The following is a 21,438-nucleotide window of genomic DNA, read 5'->3' on the forward strand; positions in this document are numbered from 1 at the left end:
AAGTACGGAATTTAAAAAGAAAGGAAGTTTAATAAGTACTATATAGCATCTTTTATTAAATACCGTTTTCTGTTTTCTTTAGTTCGTAAGATAATTTCGCCTAAAAAGCCTGCAACAAAAAATTGAGTACCAATAATCATGGTTACTAAAGCTATAAAGAACTGTGGTCTGTCAGTTATTAATCGTCCGTCGGGATTTAAAAATAGTTTATCAATACCTAGATATAAAGAAAAAGCAAACCCAATGGCAAACATCATTACCCCTAAAGCGCCGAATAGGTGCATGGGCCTTCTACCAAACCTAGAAATAAACCAAATGGTAATTAAATCTAGAAAACCATGAATAAACCGATCCATGCCAAATTTGGTTTCGCCATATTTTCTAGCCTGATGTTGGACTATTTTTTCGCCAATTTTTGTAAAGCCAGCATTTTTTGCTAAAACAGGAATATAGCGATGCATTTCACCATTTACATCAATGTTTTTAACCACATTGTGCTTGTAAGCTTTTAGGCCACAATTAAAATCGTGTAGTTTTACACCAGATGTTTTTCTAGCTGCCCAATTGAATAATTTTGAAGGCATATTTTTAGAAAGTACAGAATCGTAGCGCTTTTTTTTCCAGCCGGAAACCATATCAAAGCCATCTGAAGTAATCATGTTATATAATTCTGGAATCTCTTCTGGATTGTCTTGAAGATCGGCATCCATGGTAATAATAACATCGCCTAAAGCTTTATCAAAACCGGCATGTAAGGCTTGCGATTTTCCAAAATTCCTTAAAAACTGAATGCCTTTAACAGCTTTATTATTTTCTGAAAGCTGTTGGATTGTTTCCCAAGAGCCATCGGTACTACCATCATCAATAAAAAGTATTTCATAAGAAAAATGATTGGACTGCATAACATCTGCAATCCAATCATGTAATTCTATTAAAGATTCTCGTTCGTTAAGTAGTGGTATGACTACTGATATATTCATGTATCTGTTTTCAAAGGTAAAACACCAAAAGTAACGAAATTATTTAAGCTTGGACATCTTCTTTTTTTACAACCAATGCAACAATAAGTCCAACAATACTAAACCCTACAAGTTGAAATGCCAAAGCTTGTAGAATATTACCAATAGAGTACATGTTTTCTTGCTTTTCCATTTCTTCAACTACTTGTGCAATAGACTCTTCTGGAGCACCAAAATTACGCATCATTTCAACTTGTGATGCCATAATTTTTTCTTGCAAAATGCCAGCAGCTTCTGGATCTACAATATTAAAAATTACGTAGCTTACAACCGTGCTGATTAATAAACCAATTAGTACGGTTAGGAAAAATGATGAAAAGGCACCTTTGAAGCTAATAAAGCCATTAAGGAGGTTTCTTGATTTCATTGATGACATAATACCCAAAACAATGACCAAAATCATCATAGCTATTCCGAACCACCATTTTGTAAATAAATCTAAATTAACAGCATAAGCAATAACTGTTAGTAGTGCTAATATTCCGCCTAAATAGAGTCCATAATTAATTGCAATTGATTTAGTAGAAGTTTCCATGATAGTATTTTTTAGTTGATTTTAAAAAGTTAGTAAACAAATATAACAAAACGTTACAATAAACGGTAGATTAAATAATCACTATTGGTTATTTTTACTTTCGTAATTATATAAGTTAACGTAGCCGTAGAAGTGATACGATTCTAAATAGATAAATATTTAGATTTACTATTGTGATGGATTAATAATAAATAAATTAAAAAAGTATTGCATAGTTATTAAAATTGCTTAAATTTGCACCTCGAAAAAGTTAAGATATTAAAGCATTTAGCGATGAAAAAAGAGATACATCCAGAAAATTATAGAGTAGTAGCGTTTAAAGACATGTCTAACGACGATGTTTTTTTAACAAAATCTACTGCAAACACAAACGAAACATTAGAAGTGGACGGTGTTGAATATCCATTAATTAAAATGGAAATTTCTAGAACATCACACCCTTTTTACACTGGTAAATCTAAATTAATAGATACAGCTGGTCGTATTGATAAGTTTAAAACGAAATACGCTAAATTTAAAAAATAAATTTAGATCAAAATATATTTTTAAAAGCCTTTCAACTATTGAAAGGCTTTTTTTATTTTTACCAAAACGCTTTTCTCATGAACTATATACTTTTTGATGGTCCTTCGCGGAATAATTTGTTACCATTTACTTATACTCGTCCTGTTGCAGATATTCGCATTGGTATTTTAACCATTCGTGAAAAGTGGGAAACATATTTAGATTCTACCACCACTACGGTAACAGAAGATTATTTAGCAGACAAATACCCTATGGTTGAAATGGAGCAGAATGTTATGATTAATGCTTCCTATTTGCCCAATGAAGAATTGGTGGCTATGATAAAAGATTTAAGTGAAAACCAAGCTATTTTTAAGGATGAAGATGTTATAGCGTTTTTTACAAAAGAATCTCAAGAAGAAGTGGATTTTGGAACATATGAAGCTATTGAATATACAGATTCACTGTTAAAAGTTGAAAATACATGGGATATTTTTTCTAAAAATGGCGATGCCATTCAAGATGATTTTGAACTATTAACAGCCAATAGAAAATCGCAACCTATTCCAGCAACAGTCAATACCATTCATTCAGAATCTATTTTTATAGAACCTGGTGCTAAACTAGATTTTGTTACGTTAAATGCAACAAATGGTCCCATATATATTGCTAAAGATGCTGAAATTATGGAAGGGAGCGTAATTCGTGGACCTTTTGCGTTATGTGAACATGCAACTGTAAAAATGGCCTCCAAAATTTATGGACCTACAACGGTTGGGCCTCATAGCAAAGTAGGCGGTGAGGTAACGAATTCGGTAATTTTTGGATATTCTAACAAAGGTCATGATGGCTTTTTAGGAAATTCTGTTTTAGGGGAATGGTGTAACCTAGGTGCAGATACCAATAATTCGAATTTAAAAAATAATTATGCGGAAGTACGTCTTTGGGATTACCAAACTGAAAGCTTTGCAAAAACAGGTTTACAATTCTGTGGTCTCATGATGGGTGATCATAGTAAATGTGGTATAAATACCATGTTTAATACTGGAACTGTAGTTGGTGTAAGTGCTAATATTTTTGGAAGTGGTTTTCCTCGAAACTTTGTACCTAGTTTTTCTTGGGGTGGAAGTAATGGTTTTACAACCTATTTAACCAAAAAGGCCTTTGAAGTGGCTAAAGTTGTTATGTCAAGGCGTGATATAGAATTTACCGCTCAAGATGCCGCCATATTAGAACATGTTTTTGAAGAAACTAAACGATTTAGGCGCGAATAAACCTTTTAAATACATGGTTTAATCTACTTTTTTTACCCGTTTTAAATCCAATAAATTTATAGGGTTGATGCCCAAACCAGTAATATTTTTTCTAGTAAATCGTACCACTTCATCATAAAACATGGGCACAATTGGAGCTGAAGTCATTACAAGACTATCCATTTGAGTGTAAAGTTGTTCTCTTTTAACGGTATTGGTTTCTGTAAAAGCTTGTTCGTACCAAGTATCAAACTGGTCATTTTTATAGTGTGTATAATTTGGTCCATTAGGCGCAAAATTTTTACTGTAATAGAGTGATAAATAATTTTCTGCATCAGGATAATCTGCAACCCAACTGGCACGAAACATATCTAATTTTCCATTTGCTTTAGAATCTTTTAAGCTGGATGCAGGAATAACATTAACAGCAACTAAAAGCCCTGTTTTTTGAAGTTCACGTTGAATATATTCACAGAAACTTAAATAATTACTAGTGGTTGTAATTGTTATTTCAGGGTTTTTAATGCCTGTTTCTGTTTTAAATAGCTCAACATAGTCTTTCGCTTTTTCAGGCTCATAATTAAACCCTACCTCTTGATTGTATCCAGGTAATCCTTTTGGAATAAAGCCACCATGGGCTGGAATGCCAACACCATTACGAAGGTAAATCATCATTTTTTCTCTATCAAAACCATAATTTACGGCTTTTCTGATGTATTCAGATTGAATTTCTGTTATTTCAGAATCCATATAAAATGCCAAATATTCCGTATTTAAATACGGTCCACGAATCATGTTTACTGTTTGGGTATAATTAGCGCGAAGGTTTCCATTTGCTGTTAGAATTTCATCTTTGTAGGATGCATCTAAACCAGATACATAGTCTAAATTCCCTTGTGCAAATTGTAAAAATTCACTTTGCTTATCTGGAAGAAATGTTATTGCAATAGCTTCTAAATACGGTAAATTATTACCTTGATTATCCGTTTCAAAATAAGTAGTGTTTTTTCTAAAAACGAGTTTTAAATTTTCCTCCCAACGTTTAAATTTAAAAGGGCCAGTACCAATGGGGTTTGATCTGAAATCGTTGCCATAATGTTCTACAATTTCTTTAGGAACAACAGAACAGTATTTCATGGTTAGTAAGCCTAAAAACGCGGGAAAGGACTGTGAAAGTTTTATTTCGAAAACAGAATCGTTTACCGCATAAAAATCAGCAACCTTGTTTAAAACCCAACTTCCTGGTGAGGCAACTTGTTTGTCTTTTAGTCGGTTAAAACTATATACAAAATCGGAGGCGTTTACCGTTCTTGTTGAGTCGTCACCAAATAGATTGTGGTGATGGAAGTAGACATCGTTTCGTAAATTAAAAGTATATGTTTTAGCGCTATCTGAAATGCTCCAAGTTTTGGCAATACTTGGTTTTACGTGTAAACTATCATCCATTTCAACCAACCCGTTAAAAAGTTGATTGGTAGCCCATATATCAGCTAGATCTTTAGAGAAAGCAGGATCTAACGAACTGATGTTTTTATGCTCATTATAACGGAAAATATTTGGTAATTCTTTATGGTTAGGAGAACAGCCTAAAAAAAGCAAAAAAAGTATAAAAATGTATTTCATTCTTTTAGGTAAGAAACATCTTAAATTAGCCAAAAATTATAAGAATCATGATTTTTTGATAAAAATACATTTTTTACAAATGTTTTATCAAAAAAAAAGCATAGTGGTACGAAAATTAAATACGGACACCAACAGGAAGCATGCTTTTGTACTGCCTATTTTTTCTAATAAATTTAGCTATTTCAGGGCTTGTTGGAACAACGCTTAAATTTCGTTCTTGAATGTGTTTAAAGACTGTTATAATAAATTCGTTTTGAAATGTTTCTGAAAACAAGTCTTCAGGTATAATAAGCTTTGTTAAAAATATTTTTCGTTCTTGAAGTGAATATTCAATTTTTGCAAGTTGATCATCAATTTTTAATTCAAACTGGCGCAAAAAGTCATTGTCAATGAGTTCATGTTCTTCTATCATAATATTCTTTTTAATCAACGGAATTATAGGGAGTGAAAACTATTTTTATATAGTTTTGTAACACAAATTTACGAAAAATTATTGTGATACGTACTAATAAACGCTTTTAATGCCTTATGAATCAAGATATAGTACATGTTTATTTTATGCCTGGAATGGCTGCTAATCCTAGTATTTTTGAGCATATTAAATTGCCTCAAACAGATTTTAAAATTCATTGGTTAGAATGGCAAATTCCTAACGTTAATGAAACGCTTTCAAATTATGCGCTACGTATGGCGCAACAAATAACTGAAAAAAATGTTGCCTTAATTGGTGTGTCTTTTGGTGGAGTTTTAGTTCAAGAAATGAGTAAGTATTTAAATTTGAAACGCTTAATCATTATATCAAGCATAAAAAACAAACATGAAATGCCCAATCGGTTAAAAATAATGCGTGCTACTAAAGCATATAAGTTGTTTCCAGCATCATTAATTGGTAATATAGATTTGCTAGCAAAATACGCACTGGGCGAAACGGTTAAAAAAAGAGTAGAATTGTATAAAAAATATCTTTCGGTTACCAATCCAAAGTACATAAATTGGGCTGTTAAAGAAATGGTTTGTTGGAATCAAGAAGAATCACCAAGCGGCTTAATACATATTCATGGCTCTTTGGATAATGTTTTTCCCTACAGACATATACAAAAATGCATAACAGTTGAAAATGGTACGCATATAATGATTCTTAACAAATACCGATGGTTTAATAAGTATTTACCGCAACTTATTTTAGAAGGTTCTATAGAATCATGTTGATTTTTTTTATAACTTTAAACAAAAACTTACAGATATGAAATTGATAAAGAAAGTGTTGGTGCTAATGGGATTGTTAAGTTTAACAGTCTTGTTTATTTTTGCGCAGCAAAACGCTAAAACAGACGAAAATTTTGAAAAACAATTAATAAACGATTATAATGTTTATGCCTTGCAAATCCCTGAAAATTTAGATTTTGCGGGAGAGCCACTTCCATTAAAAGATCCAGATATTTATGAGCGAATGGATCGTGAATTATTAGTAAATACCTATTGGCAGTCTAATGGGTTGCTTATGTTTAAGCGAGCTAAAAAATATTTTCCAATTATTGAGCCTATTTTAGCCAAGCATGGCGTCCCAGATGACTTTAAATATCTAGCAGTTATAGAAAGTGGTTTAACGAATGCTGTGTCACCTGCTGGTGCAAGAGGTGTTTGGCAAATTATGCCTGCAACTGCTCGCGAATATGGTTTGGAGGTAAATGATAATGTGGATGAACGTTATAATCTTGAAATGTCTACAGAGGTTGCTTGTGATTATTTAAAGAAATCAAAAGAAAAACTAGGCTCATGGACCTTGGCAGCTGCAGCTTATAATGCGGGAATGTCTGGAATTTCTAGACGTTTGGAGGAACAGAATGTTACGGACTATTACGATTTACTTTTAGGTGAAGAAACCGGACGTTATATGTTTCGAATTGTAGCACTGAAAGAAATTTTAACAAATGCTGATAAATATGGTTTTAATTTTAGAGATAAAGACCTATATACTAATGTGCCGACATATAAAGTAGCAGTAGATACAGCCGTGTCAGATTTTACCGCTTTTGCAGAAAGTTTTAAAATTAATTATAAAATTTTGAAAATTCATAACCCATGGTTACGAGAGCCGCATTTAAATAACAAATCAAGAAAAAATTATTTTATTGAAATTCCGCAAGACGGCTATTATTCTTCTAAACCTTAATGTTAGATTTTTTAAAAGATAATATTTGGGTCATCATAATTGTTTTAAATTATGCGTTAGCAATTTCTGCAGCATCAACTATATTATTAAAGAATATAAATCCCACTAAAACCTTATCTTATATATTGGTTTTAGTGGTTTTTCCTTTTTTAGGTTTAATTGTTTATTACTTTTTTGGCCAAGAATATCGGAAGAATAAAATATTTAATAGAAAAAATGTACTCAACGAAAAAATAGTACAAAAATTAGGCAAAGATTTTGAGTTGAGTGAAAGCCAGTTGCATAAATTAGATGATTTTTTAGACGAAAAGATCAAGTTGGTTAATTTACTCAATAATAATAAAAACACACCTGTAACTTTACATAATGAACTTCAAATTATTAAAAATGCAAAAGATAAATTTGATTTATTATTTGAGGACCTAAAACACGCTAAACACCACATTCATTTAGAATATTATATTCTAAAAGATGATAATATAGGTACAGAACTTATAAATATTTTGTGTGATAAAGCTTCAGAAGGTATAAAAGTCCGTTTGAGTTTTGATGACGTTGGAAGTAAAATTTCATCGAAAACTAAAAGAAGAATGACTAAAAGTGGTGTTGAATTCTATGCGTTTATGCCTGTTTTATTTCCCAGTTTTACAGGTAAGATGAATTATAGAAATCATAGAAAAATAGCTATTATTGATGGTAAAGTAGGTTATGTTGGTGGGATTAATGTATCAGATAACTATGTAAACTATAAAAACGGTGATTCCTATTGGCGAGATACACACTTGCGTATAGTAGGAGAAGCTTTAAAGCCCTTGCAAGTCCATTTTTTATTAACATGGGATTTTGTATCAAATTCAAGTTGTAAAATTTCTTCTGAATTATTTCCAGATGTGGCAGTAGATTCAATTAATGCCGTACAAATTGCAGCTAGTGGGCCTGATACCGATTGGGCTAATATTATGGAAGCTATTTTTGTGGCCATAAATACGGCAGAAGATTATGTATATGTAACGACACCCTATTTTATTCCTAATGATGAAATAATTACTTCGTTACAGATAGCAGCAAAGAGTGGTTTAGATGTCCGTTTGTTAATTCCAAAGACTTCTGATTCTTGGACGGCAAAGCACGCTACAAATTCGTATTTAGAACGTTTGCTAGAAGCTCAAGTAAAAGTATATCGTTATACCAAAGGTTTTATTCATGCAAAAACAATGGTTGTTGATGATTTATTTTCAACTATTGGAACCGCCAATTTAGATTATAGAAGTTTCAATATTAATTTTGAAATCAATGCGCTTATTTATAACAAGAAAACAAGCATCGAACTAAAAAATATATTTCTAGAGGATTTAAACGATAGTGAAGAACTCACTTTAGAAACTTGGCAACAACGTACTAAATTTAGCAAATTAAAAGAATCTTATTGTCGTCTTTGGTCGCCGTTACTATAACAGCTTAACGTCTTTTACCACGCATTTGATTTTGGCCATAATGTTGGTTAGGGCCTTGAGAGCGTTTCATGTTCTCTTTCATCATTTTAATCTGTTCAGAAAGCATGTTACGTTTGTCTAGTTTTTCGGCTTCTTTAAGGAGTAATTTAGATTCGTTTTTTCTATTTTTAGTAAACGCTATACCTGCCAAGTTTAATTTAGCCATAGCCAAATCATGATCCATAGATAAGCCTAAACCAATAGCTTTTTTGAAATGTTTTTCAGCTTCATTCATGTTTGTTTGTGAAACCATGATGCCATGTAAATAATAGTAATATCCTTCTTGTTTTTGCACTAAAGCACTACTTGGGTTTTTAATTTTATCCAACCATTTTTTGGCACCTTCAAAATCTTGCTTCCGAAGTTTTAAAAAGGCTAAAAGAATAAATTCATTCTTAAAATATAGAAATATAAAAATTAAAGAAAGTAGTATAAACATAATGCCATTGCCAATGTTGCCTTCAATAAATTGATAAATGGCATATCCAATGATTCCTATGGCTATAATTAATTTTATATTTTTATTGTACATAAAGTTTCGTTTTATAGGTTGTAACAGAATTTATTGTTGTTGGTATTTTTATTGAATTATTTTGCAAAGATACAGTGTTACCTCGAGTTTTAGAAGTCACAGACATAGTTTTTACAACGCCCGTTTTTACATCAGCTGAAATATGCGTTTTTTGGTCGCCATTTAGAACCATATTGTAATTTTCTTCAACAGAATTTATAGAAACATGAGCCACACCTTGTATATCTATATTGGGACTAACAGCTTTCAGCGTCCAAATGTTTTCGCTTTCTATTTCACCCGTGAAGTCATTTTTCCAACTTTCATTAACAACGACTTTCTTTGTTGGATAAATAAAGGTAAATTGCTCAAAACTATCAGAAAGACTTTTACTACCAAATTCTTTCTTCATTTCTTCAATCATAATTTGCTTTGTAAATTCGTCTTGAATACCAGCTCGTTCCATCATGTTGTTAATTAATTGTGTAGTTCCACGAACAGCTATTATTTTTCCTGTTTTTAAAAGTTCTATTTTAAGTTTGGACTGCGTTAATCCCGAGAAAATAGCTGCTTCCATATTGTCTTTCTCAAAATCAGCAGAAGTGTCTATAGAAAAAATTTCGCCATATGTATTCGAACTTGATAGTAGTTTAAAAAGCTTATAATTGAAATCTAAAATATAAGAGCTATCGGTTACTTTTTTTACAACCAAAACAAATTTACTCTCTAAAACATTTGTCATTTGTTGCATAATTCCATCAATATCCTGCGTAATTTTCTGGTTAGCTTGTTGATGAACAAGTATGCTATCACCAATTTTAAGTTTATATTGCAACTGCGTTTGTGCATAGGTATTACTAGCTAATAAGTTGATCAGTAATAGACTAGTTGCTAAAATTTTTTGCATTTTTCTGCCTTTTATAAGGACTGCAAAGAAACTAAATTTTTATCTAAAAAATATTTTTAAAATAAGGTTTGTTAAATAAAAAAGGGTTTGTATATTTGCACGCAGTTTTAGGGATAGAACCCAAAACAAGGTTAAAAGATATTAAGAAGACTTTAAAGATATAAGTAATGAGTAAAAGAACATTTCAGCCGTCAAAAAGAAAAAGAAAAAACAAGCATGGTTTCAGAGAGAGAATGGCTAGTGCTAATGGAAGAAAAGTCCTTGCTCGTAGAAGAGCTAAAGGGAGAAAGAAAATATCTGTATCTTCTGAATTAAGACATAAAAAATAATGATTAACAATTGTTAATATATAAAGGTGTTCCAAATTGGTAACGCCTTTTTTTATACCCATTCGTTAACTACTTTTGCAAAAAAATTTTAAAATGCCTAAAAACAAAAACATAAATTCCGTTCTGCTTATAGGTTCAGGTCCCATAGTTATTGGTCAAGCTTGTGAATTTGATTATTCTGGAACACAAGCACTCCGTTCTTTAAGAGAAGATGGAATTGAAACCATTCTAATCAATTCTAACCCAGCAACCATCATGACTGACCCTTCCATGGCAGATCATGTTTACTTATTACCGTTAACTACAAAATCCATTGTAAAAATTTTAAAAGAGCATCCGCAAATTGACGCTGTTCTTCCAACAATGGGTGGGCAAACAGCTCTTAATTTAGCTATTGAAGCCGAAGAGAAAGGTATTTGGAAGGATTTTGATGTTAAGTTAATAGGTGTTGATATTGAAGCTATTAATATCACTGAAGATCGTGAGCAGTTTCGAGAGCTTATGTTAAAAATTGGTGTGCCAATGGCACCTCAAGCAACAGCAACTTCATACTTAAAAGGTAAAGAAATTGCTCAAGAATTTGGTTTCCCTCTTGTTATTAGAGCCTCTTATACACTGGGTGGTGCAGGAGCTTCTATTGTTTACAAAGAAGAAGATTTTGATGAATTATTGACACGTGGATTGGAAATTTCGCCAATTCATGAAGTAATGATTGATAAAGCACTTTTGGGATGGAAAGAATATGAATTGGAATTATTGCGTGATAAAAATGACAACGTTGTGATTATCTGTACCATTGAAAATATGGATCCAATGGGTATTCATACTGGCGATTCCATTACGGTAGCTCCAGCAATGACTTTATCAGATAAAACGTTTCAACGAATGCGTGATATGGCAATTCATATGATGCGAAGTATTGGAGATTTTGCTGGTGGTTGTAATGTGCAATTTGCTGTAAGTCCGGATAATAACGAAGATATTATTGCCATTGAAATTAATCCGCGTGTATCGCGCTCGTCAGCTTTAGCAAGTAAAGCAACGGGTTATCCTATTGCAAAAGTAGCCTCTAAATTAGCCATTGGTTATAATTTAGATGAATTAACAAATCAAATTACCGGCTCTACATCTGCCTTATTTGAGCCAACTATTGATTATGTTGTGGTTAAAATACCACGCTGGAATTTTGATAAATTTGAAGGTTCTGATAGAACCTTAGGCCTCCAAATGAAAGCAGTTGGCGAAGTCATGGCAATTGGACGTTCATTTCAAGAAGCCCTACATAAAGCAACTCAGTCCCTTGAAATTAAACGTAACGGTTTAGGTGCTGATGGAAAAGGGTATAAAGATTATGACCAGATTATAGAAAAACTAACAAATGCGAGTTGGGACAGAGTTTTTGTGATTTATGATGCCATTCAAATGGGTATTCCTTTAAGTCGAATTTATGAGATCACAAAAATTGATATGTGGTTCTTAAAGCAATATGAAGAATTATATCATTTAGAAAAGGAGATTTCTAAATTTTCAATTGAAACTATAAATCGTGAACTGCTTCTTGAAGCCAAACAAAAAGGGTATGGAGATCGTCAAATAGCCCATATGCTTAACTGTTTGGAAAGTCAAGTATATGCTAAAAGAGCAGAGTTTAAAATTAAACGAGTTTATAAATTAGTAGATACCTGTGCTGCCGAATTTAAAGCGCAAACACCATATTATTACTCTACTTTTGAAAACGAAGTAGAATTAGCCGATGGCGAAAAAGCTCCTTCCAACGAAAGTATTGTTTCCAATAAAAAGAAAATTATTGTTTTAGGTTCAGGTCCAAACCGAATAGGTCAAGGAATTGAATTCGATTACTGTTGTGTTCATGGTGTTTTGGCGGCAGCAGAGTGCGGTTACGAAACAATTATGATTAATTGTAACCCTGAAACAGTTTCTACCGATTTTGACATTGCCGATAAATTGTATTTCGAACCTGTTTTTTGGGAACATATTTACGACATTATTCAACATGAAAAACCCGAAGGTGTTATTGTGCAGCTTGGTGGTCAAACAGCCCTGAAATTAGCCGAAAAACTAGACCGTTACGGTATTAAAATAATTGGAACAACCTACAAGGCTTTAGATTTAGCTGAAGATAGAGGGAGTTTTTCAACTATTTTAAAAGAAAATAACATACCATATCCTAAATTTGACGTGGCTACAAATGCCGATGAAGCTCTAGCTATTGCAGACGTTTTAGATTTTCCTATTTTGGTAAGACCGTCATATGTTTTAGGAGGTCAAGGCATGAAAATTGTTATCAATAAAAAAGAGTTGGAAGAACACGTGGTAGATTTACTTCGCCAAATGCCAGACAACAAATTATTATTGGATCATTATCTAGATGGTGCAATAGAAGCAGAAGCAGATGCCATTTGTGATGGCGAAAATATTTACATTATAGGTATCATGGAGCACATTGAGCCTTGCGGTATTCACTCTGGTGATAGTAATGGTGTGTTACCTCCTTTTAATTTAGGTGATTTGGTTATACAACAAATAAAAGATCATACTAAAAAAATTGCACTGGCACTAAATACAGTTGGCTTAATTAATATTCAGTTTGCAATAAAAGATGACGTTGTATACATAATTGAAGCAAACCCACGCGCATCTAGAACGGTTCCGTTTATAGCTAAAGCTTATGGCGAACCATACGTGAATTACGCAACCAAAGTTATGTTAGGTGTTAACAAAGTAACCGATTTCGACTTTAATCCTAAATTGGAAGGTTATGCTATAAAACAACCTGTTTTCTCATTTGACAAGTTTCCTAATGTTAATAAAAAATTAGGACCTGAAATGAAGAGTACAGGCGAAAGTATTTTGTTTATTGAAAGTTTAAAAGATGATGAATTTTATAATTTATATGCAAGACGTAAAATGTATTTAAGTAAGTAAATATGAAATCATTAGAGAAGTTTTTTATACATATCGTGGAAAAAATCATTACTTTTGTGTTATAAATATCACTGCTATGATTAAAAAACTACTTTTTTTACCTTTTTTAACGCTATCGTTTTGTGCTTTTGCGCAAGTTAGTGCCGGACAAATTGATAATTTTGAAGACGGAACAGTTCAGAATTGGATTATTGGTTCTTCGTCAGGAGCACCAGTAAATATTTCAACTGGTGGACCTGATGGTGTAGATGATAATTTTTTAGAATACTCTTCTTTAGGTGGTGGTGGCACTGCCAGTAGAATGGTATTTTTTAACGCCAATTCCCAATGGTCTGGTGATTTTGTTTCAGAAGGTATTGTTGAAATACAATTTGATGCGCAAGCCTTAACAAACGATTTAAATTTACGGTTAGCTTTTCAGGGACCAATGGGAACACGTATTGTTTCTACAAATCCTGTTTTTTTAGCTCAAGGAACCCCTTGGACTAACATTGTTTTACCTCTGGATGCATCTGGTTTTACTATTGTTCAAGGACCTGCTTCTGTAACTGATGTTTTAAGTGCTGTTTCTACCATGCGTATTTTAAGTAATTCTTCTATTGATAATTGGAAGGGTGAAGAAATTATTGCCACTTTACGTGTTGATAATATAACAGCTTCAACAACGTTAAACCGTCCAGAATTTAGCAAAGAGTTAGGTTTTACTATTTATCCAAACCCAAGTAAATCGAGGTTGAATATCCATACTCCAGGAGTAAATAATTACTCTAAAATAGAAGTATATAATATTTTAGGATCTCGTGTTTATCAAGGCAGCCTTAATAATGCCAAAGCATCTATTAACGTAAGCCAATGGAATAGTGGAGTATATTTAGTTCGTATTTCTAATAGTAAAGAAACAATATCAAAACGTTTTGTAAAGCAATAACATAATTTAACACATACCTACAAACCACTGGATTTATCTGGTGGTTTTTTTATGCCAATATTTGAAATGTTATACCTGTAATAATGGCAATACCAAAGCTAATAAGTGTGCCTATTAAAATATATTCAGTGAGTTTACGGTGTTTGCTTTCTTTTAAATCTCCAAATCTAAAAACAGACTTTGCAGTAATTAAAAAACCAACAGCTTCCCAATGATTCATAATTATGAATATAAATACTAATAGACGCTCTAAAATACCAATATATTGTCCGGCATCTTTTAGTGATTCGTTACCCTTTGTTAGTTTTTCTATATTCCATTTACTAAAAATAGCTTGCATGATGATGGATACTGGTTTGGTTAAAAACAGCAAGCAGGTAAGTAAAAGTAAGGCAGATTCTGTTGGTATTTCAAATATTGTAAATGTTGTATTTGTGTAGAGATAATAGGTTAAAAAGATACTAACTATGTGTAATATTTGATCAATAAAAAACCATTGTCGTTTACTTTTTTTAGTTTGGAAGATGAGCTTTATAGCATCTATTATTAAATGCAGAAATGTTAGGGTTAAGAGTAGTGGCCAATACGATATATCCCATACAAAAACTAATAACAGAGCCATATGAATAGCCACATGTAAGTACAGTTTAGGCGATTTTAGTTTTCGCTTTTCTTTACTTTTCACCCATGATTTTGGTTGAAGTATAAAATCTCCAATTAAATGAGCCAAAATTAGTTTTAACAATAGTATCATATTACAAGTCACTTATTTTATGAACAAACAAGGCGTTTAGCTCTAATATTTCTTCAAGATTAGCACGTTTCATACGTTTGCTTACGGCTTCTTGATTAATACCAATTATTTGAGCCAAATCGCTTTGAATTTTAGTGGGATTTTCAATATGTGTTTTTACAATTTCTGCCGAACTTACCGTCCAATTATCCATACTAATTAGCGCTAATTTAAAGTATAAATTTAGGTCTCTATTTAAAATAGCATTTGGTGTTTTTACCTTTAAATTAACTTTATCTTTCTTTAGGTTTTCTAATGTTTCACCTGAAAACTGAAAGGCTTCTCCATTGGACTCGGTAACACGCTCTCCTTGGTACTCTTTAGTTCCAATTCCAATGGCTAAACGTACATCTAAACCTTTGATTTCTTTAATACACGCTTTTAAGTAAACAGCATGTAAAAAGCTGTTTTGAGGTTTCTTTATTTCAATTTGAAAACTATCGCCTCTATACACTTCCCATAACTGTGTATTGGGCTCCAAAAAGGTAAGTGCTTTTTTTAAAAGTGGTAACCATATTGTTGGTTTTACGTTTTTAGAGTTTATGATATCTCCTGTAACTACGCTAGTCATAAAAATAAATGCTTTAACTATATGCCTTTATTCACGAATAATTTAAAATATTCTATAATTAAGGAATAATTATTATTATTCCATTTTAAAGGAATAATCAAATATCGAATATTTTATTGAGATATCCAAATGCTTGGTAATCAAAACCTATCTTAAAAGATGATTAGTTATATAAGTTAGATTACAAATCAATTTTAATATTATAATCGGCTAATTCATTCATGTAATTTTCCAAAACAAAATCTTGGCTATTAAACTCAATATGTCTGTTACGCTTGGTTTTATTGCGTTTTATAGCTTTTAAAAACCGTTTAACTTCTTCTTCAGAATTTAAAATTAAACCAGGTACTTGAGCCGATTTTCCCGAATCATCTTTTGCAACCATGGTAAAATAGGATGAATTACAATGTTTAATCATACCTGTCTTAATATTTTCAGCTTCTACCCGGATACCAACCACCATGGAGGTATTTCCAACATAATTAATGGAAGCTTTTAAGGTTACAATTTCACCTATTTCTATGGGTTGAAGAAAATTAACCGTATCAACAGAAGCGGTAACACAGTAGTGTTTAGAATGTTTTGCAGCACAAGCAAAGGCTATCTGATCCATAAGGTTTAGCATATAGCCACCATGAATTTTACCGCCAAAATTGGAATGTGACGGTTGCATTAATTCGGCTATACTAGTACGGGAACTTGCAACGGTTTTAAATGTTTTTTCCATTTTAAAAACGCCTGTTATTACGTTCAACATCCTCTACAACTTTGGTGATAAAGTATTTGGTGTCACCCAGCCAAAATAATTTTTTGTAGCGCTCAAAATAATGTAATTTCACATATTTGCCCTGTAGATCTTTTAAATCTTGAATAACTTGTTTTTCGCTATCTTCTACAGAGAATTCAAATAACTGTGCTTCTGAAACCCCTTGACTTATTTCGCCTTCCCAAGTTTTTATAATAACGCCCTTACTACTAAATTTAACAAGTTCGCCAGCACGAATACCTTCACTATAGGTAGCAAAATAGATAAAACAGCCATAACCAATTATGACTAGCACTAATGCGACAATTAATTTGGTTAATATATTTTTCATAGTATGTTTTTTATAATTTATTCGTCATCGTCTGACAGTTCTGCTCTTTTTAAAATGGCTTCTGGTAAAGCTTTTTTGGCTTTGGCACCCATTTTCTTTAGTTTTTCTACACGTCCAATAATATTCCCTTTACCGGCTACTAATTTATTCATGGCTGAAGAATAATCTGATTTTGCTGCATCTATTTTTTTGCCTACACTTGTTAAATCTATTACTAATCCTTCAAACTTATCATAAAGTGCACCAGCCTGTTTAGCAATTTCTAAAGCATTGCGCTGTTGTTTTTCATTGTTCCACATGGTATCAATGGTACGTAATGTAGCTAATAACGTGGCAGGTGTAACAATAACAATGTTTTTTTCGAAAGCTTTGTTATAAAGCGAGTTATCTTCATTTATAGCAACCGCAAAGGCAGGCTCAATTGGGATAAACATGAGCACGAAATCGGGAGATTCTATATCATATAAATCTTCATATTTTTTATCAGAAAGCTGATCCACATGCTTTTTAATAGAATTCACGTGTGCTTTTAACCACATTGGTCTATCAGTATCTTCAGCATTTACTAAACGCTCATAGTCGGTTAAGGATACCTTACTATCAATTATCATTCGTTTGTTATCGGGTAGATGCAGTACAACATCAGGTAGAACCCGTGAGCCATCTTCACGCGTAAAACTTTGCTGAACAAAATACTCGCGGTCTTTTTCCAAACCAGATTTTTCTAAAACACGCTCCAACACCAATTCGCCCCAATTTCCTTGCATTTTACTGTCGCCTTTTAAAGCTCTAGTTAGGTTTGTAGCTTCTTTAGTCATTTGCTGGTTTAAATCTTTTAAGCCTAAAAGCTGTTCTTTTAATGCCGAATGCATGCTAATGCTTTCTTTTTGGGTGTCTTCTACTTTTTTCTCGAAAATCTGAATTTTTTCTTGTAAAGGGTTTAGTATTTGCTTGATGTTTTCTTTATTCTGAAGGGTGAATTTTTCACTTTTCTCATCTAAAATTTTGGTGGCTAATAGCTCAAAATCTTTACGTAATTGTTCTTGTTGGTGTACTAACTCTTCATCTCGTTTTAAAAGTTGTTGCTCCAAGTTTTCGTATTCTGAATTGCGTCGTGCTAATTCAGAATTTAGAAGTTCTTTTTCCTTTCTAATGTCATCTCTATCAATTTCAATTTTGGATAGGAGTTCTTTTAAATCCGTTGTTTGTTGATTAAAATAGGATTGTTGTTTTTGGGTTTCTTCATCAAAAGACACCTTTAAATTAGATAGCTGTTGTTGCAAATTAGTGTTTCGCTCCTCAAGAGTGCTTGTTTCGCTTTTGTTTTTAAGTTTGGAAATAGTGAGTCCAATATAAGCACCTATAGCACCCGAAAAAATAATAGCAATAATGAGAATAAGGCTGTCGTTCATTTTAAAAAAGAGAATTTTATCAAAGATAATTTTTTTAGTTGGAAGTTATAAAATTACTTATGTGAAGTTTTTTGAATACCTATGGAAACTAAACAAAGTATTTTTGCGCTTTACTTAATAATTTTGAAACTTCCTGAATGATTATCAAAAGCAATTAAATCTTTAGGGAAAAGGGTTTCAAAAACACCTTTTGAAATAAGATTGCAAGGCGTATCGGTTATAACTGTGTTGTCTGTCATGACCACCATAGTGTCACACAACTGAATAGCTAAATCTATTTCATGCGAAGAAAACAGAATGGTTTTATGGGTTTCTTTAACCAACTTTTGAAGCAATTTTAAAATATACGCTTTATGATACATATCCAAATGCGTAGTGGGTTCATCCAGAATAATTAAATCGGTATCTTGAGCTAAAGCACGTGCAATCATGACTTTTTGTAATTGTCCATCACTTAATTCAAAACACTTTTTGTCTTTTAATGCTTCAATATTTGTTTGGTTCAAAGCCCGATTGACGACCTCTAAATCATTAGCAGATAAATTCCCAACCCAATTGGTATACGGCTGTCTGCCTAGAGCAACTAATTCAAAAACAGATAAATTTTTAGAGGCAATTTTTTCAGTTAATACCAAACTCATAGTTTTAGCTAAATCGGTATTTGAGTAGGTCTCTAAATTTTCCCCTTTCAGCAATACATTTCCCGATAACTTATCTTGCACATTGGTAAGTGTCCGTAACAGTGTAGACTTGCCAATACCATTAGCACCAACCAAACCTACTAATTGCCCTTTTTGTAACACCATATTAATATGGGAGGTAACAATAGTATTTGCTTTTTTAGAAGCATAACCGATGGAGAGGTTTTCCGTTTTAAGAATGGTATGTTGATTTGTTTTAGTCACTAATACTTAATTTCTGTTTTTTAGTGTTCTTCACAAGGCTTTGAATGGCAAATGAAGTGTACACTTATCTATTTTAAAATAACATTTTACGTTTACGTACCAATAACCAAATTACCACAGGAGCACCAAATAACGACGTAATCGCGTTGATTGGTAAGGTATAATCACTAGTTGGTAATTGCGCAATGCTATCGCAAATAAGCATAATGATAGCACCAAACAAAAATACGGCTGGAATTAATATTTTATGGTTAGACGTTGTAAAAACTTGTCGAGTTATATGAGGAATGGCTAAACCTATAAAAGCAATAGGTCCTGCAAAAGCAGTTATCGTGCCAGCTAATAAGCTGGTGGCAACAATAATAATGAGGCGCGTTTGTTTGATGTTTAGTCCGAGACTTTTTGCATAATTTTCACCTAATAAAAGTGAGTTTAAACCTTTAATTGAGAAAATGCTTAATAGCATACCAAGACTATAAACCAAAAAGAAAATACCCAATTCCTGCCAAGATAAATTACCCAAGCTTCCAAAACCCCAGAAAATATATTGCTGTAATTGTTCAGCGCTACTAAAGTAGGAGAGGACGCTTACAACAGCAGCTGTAATACTACCAAACATAAGTCCAATTATAAGAATTGCCATGGTATCTCTCACTTTTGAAGAAACAACTAAAACAGCTGATAATACTAGGAAACTCCCCAAACTAGCTGCAATAATAATACTCCATTTGGATACAAAAATAGAGGCAAAAGCGCCACTAAAAATACCAGCACCTAAAATAACGAGCGCAACACCTAAACTGGCACCAGAACTAATCCCTAAAACAAAAGGACCTGCTAAAGGATTTCTAAAAAGTGTTTGCATTAATAATCCAGAAATACCTAAACCAGAACCCACTAAAACCGCTGTAAATGCTTTTGGCAAACGGTATTCCTTAATAATATAAGGCCAAGATTCATGCTCTAAAGTACCAATAAAACTTTCAAAAATAGCTCCCAATGGAATAGGCACTGAACCTAAACTGATATTTACTAAAAAGCAAATAATCAAAACTATTATAAGTAAAATGAAAGCGTATGTATAATTGATGTTCATAAAGGATTAAAAACCTAATTCGTGCAAATATCGGTTTATTCTAACCGTTTAAAAAACTGTAATTCATAATTTTCGAGTAATTCAGGATGTGTTATTTTCACCAAATCTTTTAACACCAAATCTGGTCTAGCTGTGCCTATTTCGTAATAGGTAACACCACCCGTTTTTCCAGCTGTATTAACAAAAGAATAAATATTTTTATTTTTAAAAGCTTCAAATTGTGTGTAGTGCACATTGGCTTTCTCTAAAGCGTTTAATGAGTTGTAATAGGAAGGACTAATCCAAACATCAGCATCTTTGGCTTTATCAAAAACAACTTCAAAATTTAAAGCTAAACTGCCTTTGCTTTCTGAATTTGCCCATAAATAGTTTACGTTGGCATCTTTTAAAAGTTGGGCCTCTGGACTTGTTCCGCTTGGCAGATACCAAATATCTTTATGCATAGCACCACTTAAAACGCGTGGTTTGTTAGCGGCATTTTTAGCTAGTTTTTTAGCTTCTAAATAATCGGTCTCAATACTTTTAAAAATGGTTTCAGCTTGGGCGCTTTTATTATAAAGCGCGCCAAAAAACTTAACCCATTCCGCTTTAGCAAGGGGTGAAGTTTCTACCCAATCACCATTATAAACAACAGGGATTCCTGACTTTCTAATGGTTTCAAAACTTTTGTTATTTCCATCAATACCGAAGCCAATAACCACACTTGGGTTTAGTTCTAATAAAACTTCGGTATTAAGACCCTCGTTTTTACCAAGTTCCCTAACAGCACCGGAATCAATTAATTTTCGTGTTTTTTCGGAAGAAATATAGTCTGTTCCAGGAAATCCTATTAAGGTGTTTTCAACTTCTAATAATTCCAATGCAGGAATATGAGTTGTTGATGTAACTACCATTTTTTCAACAGGAATAGTAATAATACCATCGTAATCATTTTTGTTAAATGTACTCACAGCAGCTTGCGTTTTTGTGAGTAAAAGATAGCGGTAGTTTTTATCGGAATCTGGCCAAGGGTTGTTTATGGTTAGCAGTGAGTAATTTTCATAATTAGTAATAGCAAAACCTGTGGCATAATCAATTTTCACGGATGATTTGCTGCCTTCTGGTAGGTTGTTTTCTTGCTTGGATTTATCTTGACAATTCCAGAAAAATAAACTCACTAAAAGTGTAATAAAAACTATCTTTTTATGTAACATTTGTAACGTTTAACCGATTAAAAATCACGTAAATTTATAGAAAATTTTTAACTATGCGTGACGGTTCAAATGTAACATTATATATAGTAGCTGGTGTTATTATATTTCATTTTTTAGCAGGTTTTATTTATTTACTTTATAAAATGAATA

22 protein-coding genes are annotated in these 21,438 nt (G+C 32.4%); 8 read left to right on the forward strand and 14 right to left on the reverse strand.

The window, feature by feature from the left end:
* Positions 1–38: 38 nt before the first annotated feature.
* Complete coding sequence (locus BM239_RS09775) at positions 39–980, reverse strand: glycosyltransferase family 2 protein (protein WP_092208050.1); 942 nt, start codon at positions 978–980, stop codon at positions 39–41.
* Between the two features lie 43 nt (positions 981–1,023).
* Entirely contained in the window at positions 1,024–1,554 is a 531-nt protein-coding gene (locus BM239_RS09780; RefSeq protein WP_092208052.1) for a DUF4199 domain-containing protein, read from the reverse strand.
* A 273-nt stretch (positions 1,555–1,827) separates the two neighbouring features.
* On the opposite strand from BM239_RS09780, the gene BM239_RS09785 reads away from it, so the two are divergent.
* Positions 1,828–2,079 carry a type B 50S ribosomal protein L31 gene (locus BM239_RS09785; RefSeq protein ID WP_092208054.1) on the forward strand — a complete coding sequence of 84 codons (252 nt, stop codon included), beginning with the start codon at positions 1,828–1,830 and terminating at the stop codon, positions 2,077–2,079.
* A gap of 77 nt (positions 2,080–2,156) precedes the next feature.
* Positions 2,157–3,332: a GlmU family protein gene (locus BM239_RS09790; protein WP_092208056.1), complete on the forward strand. Its 1,176-nt coding sequence runs from the start codon at positions 2,157–2,159 to the stop codon at positions 3,330–3,332.
* 18 nt (positions 3,333–3,350) lie between these two features.
* Here the strand turns inward: BM239_RS09790 and BM239_RS09795 are convergent, their stop codons facing one another.
* Both BM239_RS09795 and BM239_RS09800 read right to left on the reverse strand, forming a co-directional pair.
* Positions 3,351–4,934, reverse strand: a complete 1,584-nt coding sequence (locus BM239_RS09795; protein WP_092208058.1) for an ABC transporter substrate-binding protein — start codon at positions 4,932–4,934, stop codon at positions 3,351–3,353.
* A 115-nt stretch (positions 4,935–5,049) separates the two neighbouring features.
* A complete protein-coding gene (locus tag BM239_RS09800) occupies positions 5,050–5,346 on the reverse strand; it encodes an N-acetyltransferase (RefSeq protein ID WP_177209021.1) in 297 nt (98 codons plus the stop codon).
* Positions 5,347–5,462: 116 nt separating this feature from the next.
* Between BM239_RS09800 and BM239_RS09805 the strand changes: the two genes are divergently transcribed.
* The 3 genes from BM239_RS09805 to cls are packed head-to-tail and all read left to right on the forward strand — an operon-like array spanning position 5,463 to position 8,561.
* The gene (locus BM239_RS09805) at positions 5,463–6,143 is read left to right on the forward strand and encodes an alpha/beta hydrolase (RefSeq protein ID WP_092208060.1); all 681 of its coding nucleotides are present in this window, start codon (positions 5,463–5,465) and stop codon (positions 6,141–6,143) included.
* A gap of 34 nt (positions 6,144–6,177) precedes the next feature.
* Positions 6,178–7,107, forward strand: a complete 930-nt coding sequence (locus tag BM239_RS09810) for a lytic transglycosylase domain-containing protein (RefSeq protein WP_092208062.1) — start codon at positions 6,178–6,180, stop codon at positions 7,105–7,107.
* Positions 7,107–8,561, forward strand: a complete 1,455-nt coding sequence (cls, locus tag BM239_RS09815) for a cardiolipin synthase (protein WP_092208064.1) — start codon at positions 7,107–7,109, stop codon at positions 8,559–8,561. Before BM239_RS09810 ends, cls begins: the two co-directional genes overlap by 1 nt.
* 4 nt (positions 8,562–8,565) lie before the next feature.
* Here the strand turns inward: cls and BM239_RS09820 are convergent, their stop codons facing one another.
* Together BM239_RS09820 and BM239_RS09825 are read right to left on the reverse strand one after the other, a co-directional pair.
* Entirely contained in the window at positions 8,566–9,132 is a 567-nt protein-coding gene (locus tag BM239_RS09820) for a hypothetical protein (protein WP_092208066.1), read from the reverse strand.
* Complete coding sequence (locus tag BM239_RS09825; protein ID WP_092208068.1) at positions 9,122–10,018, reverse strand: DUF6263 family protein; 897 nt, start codon at positions 10,016–10,018, stop codon at positions 9,122–9,124. Before BM239_RS09825 ends, BM239_RS09820 begins: the two co-directional genes overlap by 11 nt.
* 167 nt (positions 10,019–10,185) lie before the next feature.
* Here BM239_RS09825 and rpmH point away from each other — a divergent pair, with 167 nt between their 5' ends.
* The 3 genes from rpmH to BM239_RS09840 all read left to right on the forward strand — a co-directional run bounded on the left by rpmH (position 10,186) and on the right by BM239_RS09840 (position 14,221).
* On the forward strand, positions 10,186–10,347 hold the full coding sequence (gene rpmH, locus BM239_RS09830; protein ID WP_066252696.1) for a 50S ribosomal protein L34: 162 nt from the start codon (positions 10,186–10,188) through the stop codon (positions 10,345–10,347).
* A 93-nt stretch (positions 10,348–10,440) separates the two neighbouring features.
* Positions 10,441–13,293 (forward strand): carbamoyl-phosphate synthase large subunit, encoded by a 2,853-nt coding sequence (gene carB / locus BM239_RS09835; RefSeq protein ID WP_092208070.1) that lies wholly within the window; start codon positions 10,441–10,443, stop codon positions 13,291–13,293.
* A 76-nt stretch (positions 13,294–13,369) separates the two neighbouring features.
* Entirely contained in the window at positions 13,370–14,221 is an 852-nt protein-coding gene (locus tag BM239_RS09840) for a T9SS type A sorting domain-containing protein (protein WP_092208072.1), read from the forward strand.
* A gap of 49 nt (positions 14,222–14,270) precedes the next feature.
* Here the strand turns inward: BM239_RS09840 and BM239_RS09845 are convergent, their stop codons facing one another.
* The 8 genes from BM239_RS09845 to BM239_RS09880 all read right to left on the reverse strand — a co-directional run bounded on the left by BM239_RS09845 (position 14,271) and on the right by BM239_RS09880 (position 21,288).
* Entirely contained in the window at positions 14,271–14,975 is a 705-nt protein-coding gene (locus tag BM239_RS09845) for a DUF3307 domain-containing protein (RefSeq protein WP_092208074.1), read from the reverse strand.
* Position 14,976: 1 nt separating this feature from the next.
* Positions 14,977–15,585, reverse strand: a complete 609-nt coding sequence (locus BM239_RS09850) for a transcriptional regulator (protein ID WP_092208076.1) — start codon at positions 15,583–15,585, stop codon at positions 14,977–14,979.
* Between the two features lie 181 nt (positions 15,586–15,766).
* Positions 15,767–16,312: an acyl-CoA thioesterase gene (locus BM239_RS09855; protein ID WP_092208188.1), complete on the reverse strand. Its 546-nt coding sequence runs from the start codon at positions 16,310–16,312 to the stop codon at positions 15,767–15,769.
* A 1-nt stretch (position 16,313) separates the two neighbouring features.
* Entirely contained in the window at positions 16,314–16,682 is a 369-nt protein-coding gene (locus tag BM239_RS09860; RefSeq protein ID WP_092208078.1) for a 6-phosphogluconate dehydrogenase, read from the reverse strand.
* Between the two features lie 17 nt (positions 16,683–16,699).
* The gene (gene rmuC, locus BM239_RS09865) at positions 16,700–18,094 is read right to left on the reverse strand and encodes a DNA recombination protein RmuC (protein ID WP_092208080.1); all 1,395 of its coding nucleotides are present in this window, start codon (positions 18,092–18,094) and stop codon (positions 16,700–16,702) included.
* A 110-nt stretch (positions 18,095–18,204) separates the two neighbouring features.
* Positions 18,205–18,999: an ABC transporter ATP-binding protein gene (locus BM239_RS09870; protein ID WP_092208082.1), complete on the reverse strand. Its 795-nt coding sequence runs from the start codon at positions 18,997–18,999 to the stop codon at positions 18,205–18,207.
* A 73-nt stretch (positions 19,000–19,072) separates the two neighbouring features.
* Positions 19,073–20,095: a FecCD family ABC transporter permease gene (locus BM239_RS09875; RefSeq protein WP_092208084.1), complete on the reverse strand. Its 1,023-nt coding sequence runs from the start codon at positions 20,093–20,095 to the stop codon at positions 19,073–19,075.
* A gap of 35 nt (positions 20,096–20,130) precedes the next feature.
* The gene (locus tag BM239_RS09880; protein WP_092208086.1) at positions 20,131–21,288 is read right to left on the reverse strand and encodes an ABC transporter substrate-binding protein; all 1,158 of its coding nucleotides are present in this window, start codon (positions 21,286–21,288) and stop codon (positions 20,131–20,133) included.
* Positions 21,289–21,438 lie beyond the last annotated feature (150 nt).

The sequence above is a fragment of the Algorimicrobium echini genome (assembly GCF_900115185.1).
Taxonomy (GTDB): Bacteria; Bacteroidota; Bacteroidia; order Flavobacteriales; family Flavobacteriaceae; genus Algorimicrobium; species Algorimicrobium echini.

Excerpts from the sequence above, each read along its gene's own strand:
- carB (WP_092208070.1), top strand. The coding sequence starts at position 10,441 with ATGCCTAAAAACAAAAACATAAATTCCGTTCTGCTTATAGGTTCAGGT.
- cls (WP_092208064.1), top strand. The coding sequence starts at position 7,107 with ATGTTAGATTTTTTAAAAGATAATATTTGGGTCATCATAATTGTTTTA.
- BM239_RS09845 (WP_092208074.1), bottom strand. The coding sequence starts at position 14,975 with ATGATACTATTGTTAAAACTAATTTTGGCTCATTTAATTGGAGATTTT.
- rmuC (WP_092208080.1), bottom strand. The coding sequence starts at position 18,094 with ATGAACGACAGCCTTATTCTCATTATTGCTATTATTTTTTCGGGTGCT.
- BM239_RS09860 (WP_092208078.1), bottom strand. The coding sequence starts at position 16,682 with ATGAAAAATATATTAACCAAATTAATTGTCGCATTAGTGCTAGTCATA.
- BM239_RS09880 (WP_092208086.1), bottom strand. The coding sequence starts at position 21,288 with ATGTTACATAAAAAGATAGTTTTTATTACACTTTTAGTGAGTTTATTT.
- BM239_RS09855 (WP_092208188.1), bottom strand. The coding sequence starts at position 16,312 with ATGGAAAAAACATTTAAAACCGTTGCAAGTTCCCGTACTAGTATAGCC.
- BM239_RS09820 (WP_092208066.1), bottom strand. The coding sequence starts at position 9,132 with ATGTACAATAAAAATATAAAATTAATTATAGCCATAGGAATCATTGGA.
- BM239_RS09810 (WP_092208062.1), top strand. The coding sequence starts at position 6,178 with ATGAAATTGATAAAGAAAGTGTTGGTGCTAATGGGATTGTTAAGTTTA.
- BM239_RS09805 (WP_092208060.1), top strand. The coding sequence starts at position 5,463 with ATGAATCAAGATATAGTACATGTTTATTTTATGCCTGGAATGGCTGCT.
- BM239_RS09780 (WP_092208052.1), bottom strand. The coding sequence starts at position 1,554 with ATGGAAACTTCTACTAAATCAATTGCAATTAATTATGGACTCTATTTA.
- BM239_RS09795 (WP_092208058.1), bottom strand. The coding sequence starts at position 4,934 with ATGAAATACATTTTTATACTTTTTTTGCTTTTTTTAGGCTGTTCTCCT.
- BM239_RS09775 (WP_092208050.1), bottom strand. The coding sequence starts at position 980 with ATGAATATATCAGTAGTCATACCACTACTTAACGAACGAGAATCTTTA.
- BM239_RS09875 (WP_092208084.1), bottom strand. The coding sequence starts at position 20,095 with ATGAACATCAATTATACATACGCTTTCATTTTACTTATAATAGTTTTG.
- rpmH (WP_066252696.1), top strand. The coding sequence starts at position 10,186 with ATGAGTAAAAGAACATTTCAGCCGTCAAAAAGAAAAAGAAAAAACAAG.
- BM239_RS09800 (WP_177209021.1), bottom strand. The coding sequence starts at position 5,346 with ATGATAGAAGAACATGAACTCATTGACAATGACTTTTTGCGCCAGTTT.
- BM239_RS09850 (WP_092208076.1), bottom strand. The coding sequence starts at position 15,585 with ATGACTAGCGTAGTTACAGGAGATATCATAAACTCTAAAAACGTAAAA.
- BM239_RS09840 (WP_092208072.1), top strand. The coding sequence starts at position 13,370 with ATGATTAAAAAACTACTTTTTTTACCTTTTTTAACGCTATCGTTTTGT.
- BM239_RS09785 (WP_092208054.1), top strand. The coding sequence starts at position 1,828 with ATGAAAAAAGAGATACATCCAGAAAATTATAGAGTAGTAGCGTTTAAA.
- BM239_RS09790 (WP_092208056.1), top strand. The coding sequence starts at position 2,157 with ATGAACTATATACTTTTTGATGGTCCTTCGCGGAATAATTTGTTACCA.
- BM239_RS09825 (WP_092208068.1), bottom strand. The coding sequence starts at position 10,018 with ATGCAAAAAATTTTAGCAACTAGTCTATTACTGATCAACTTATTAGCT.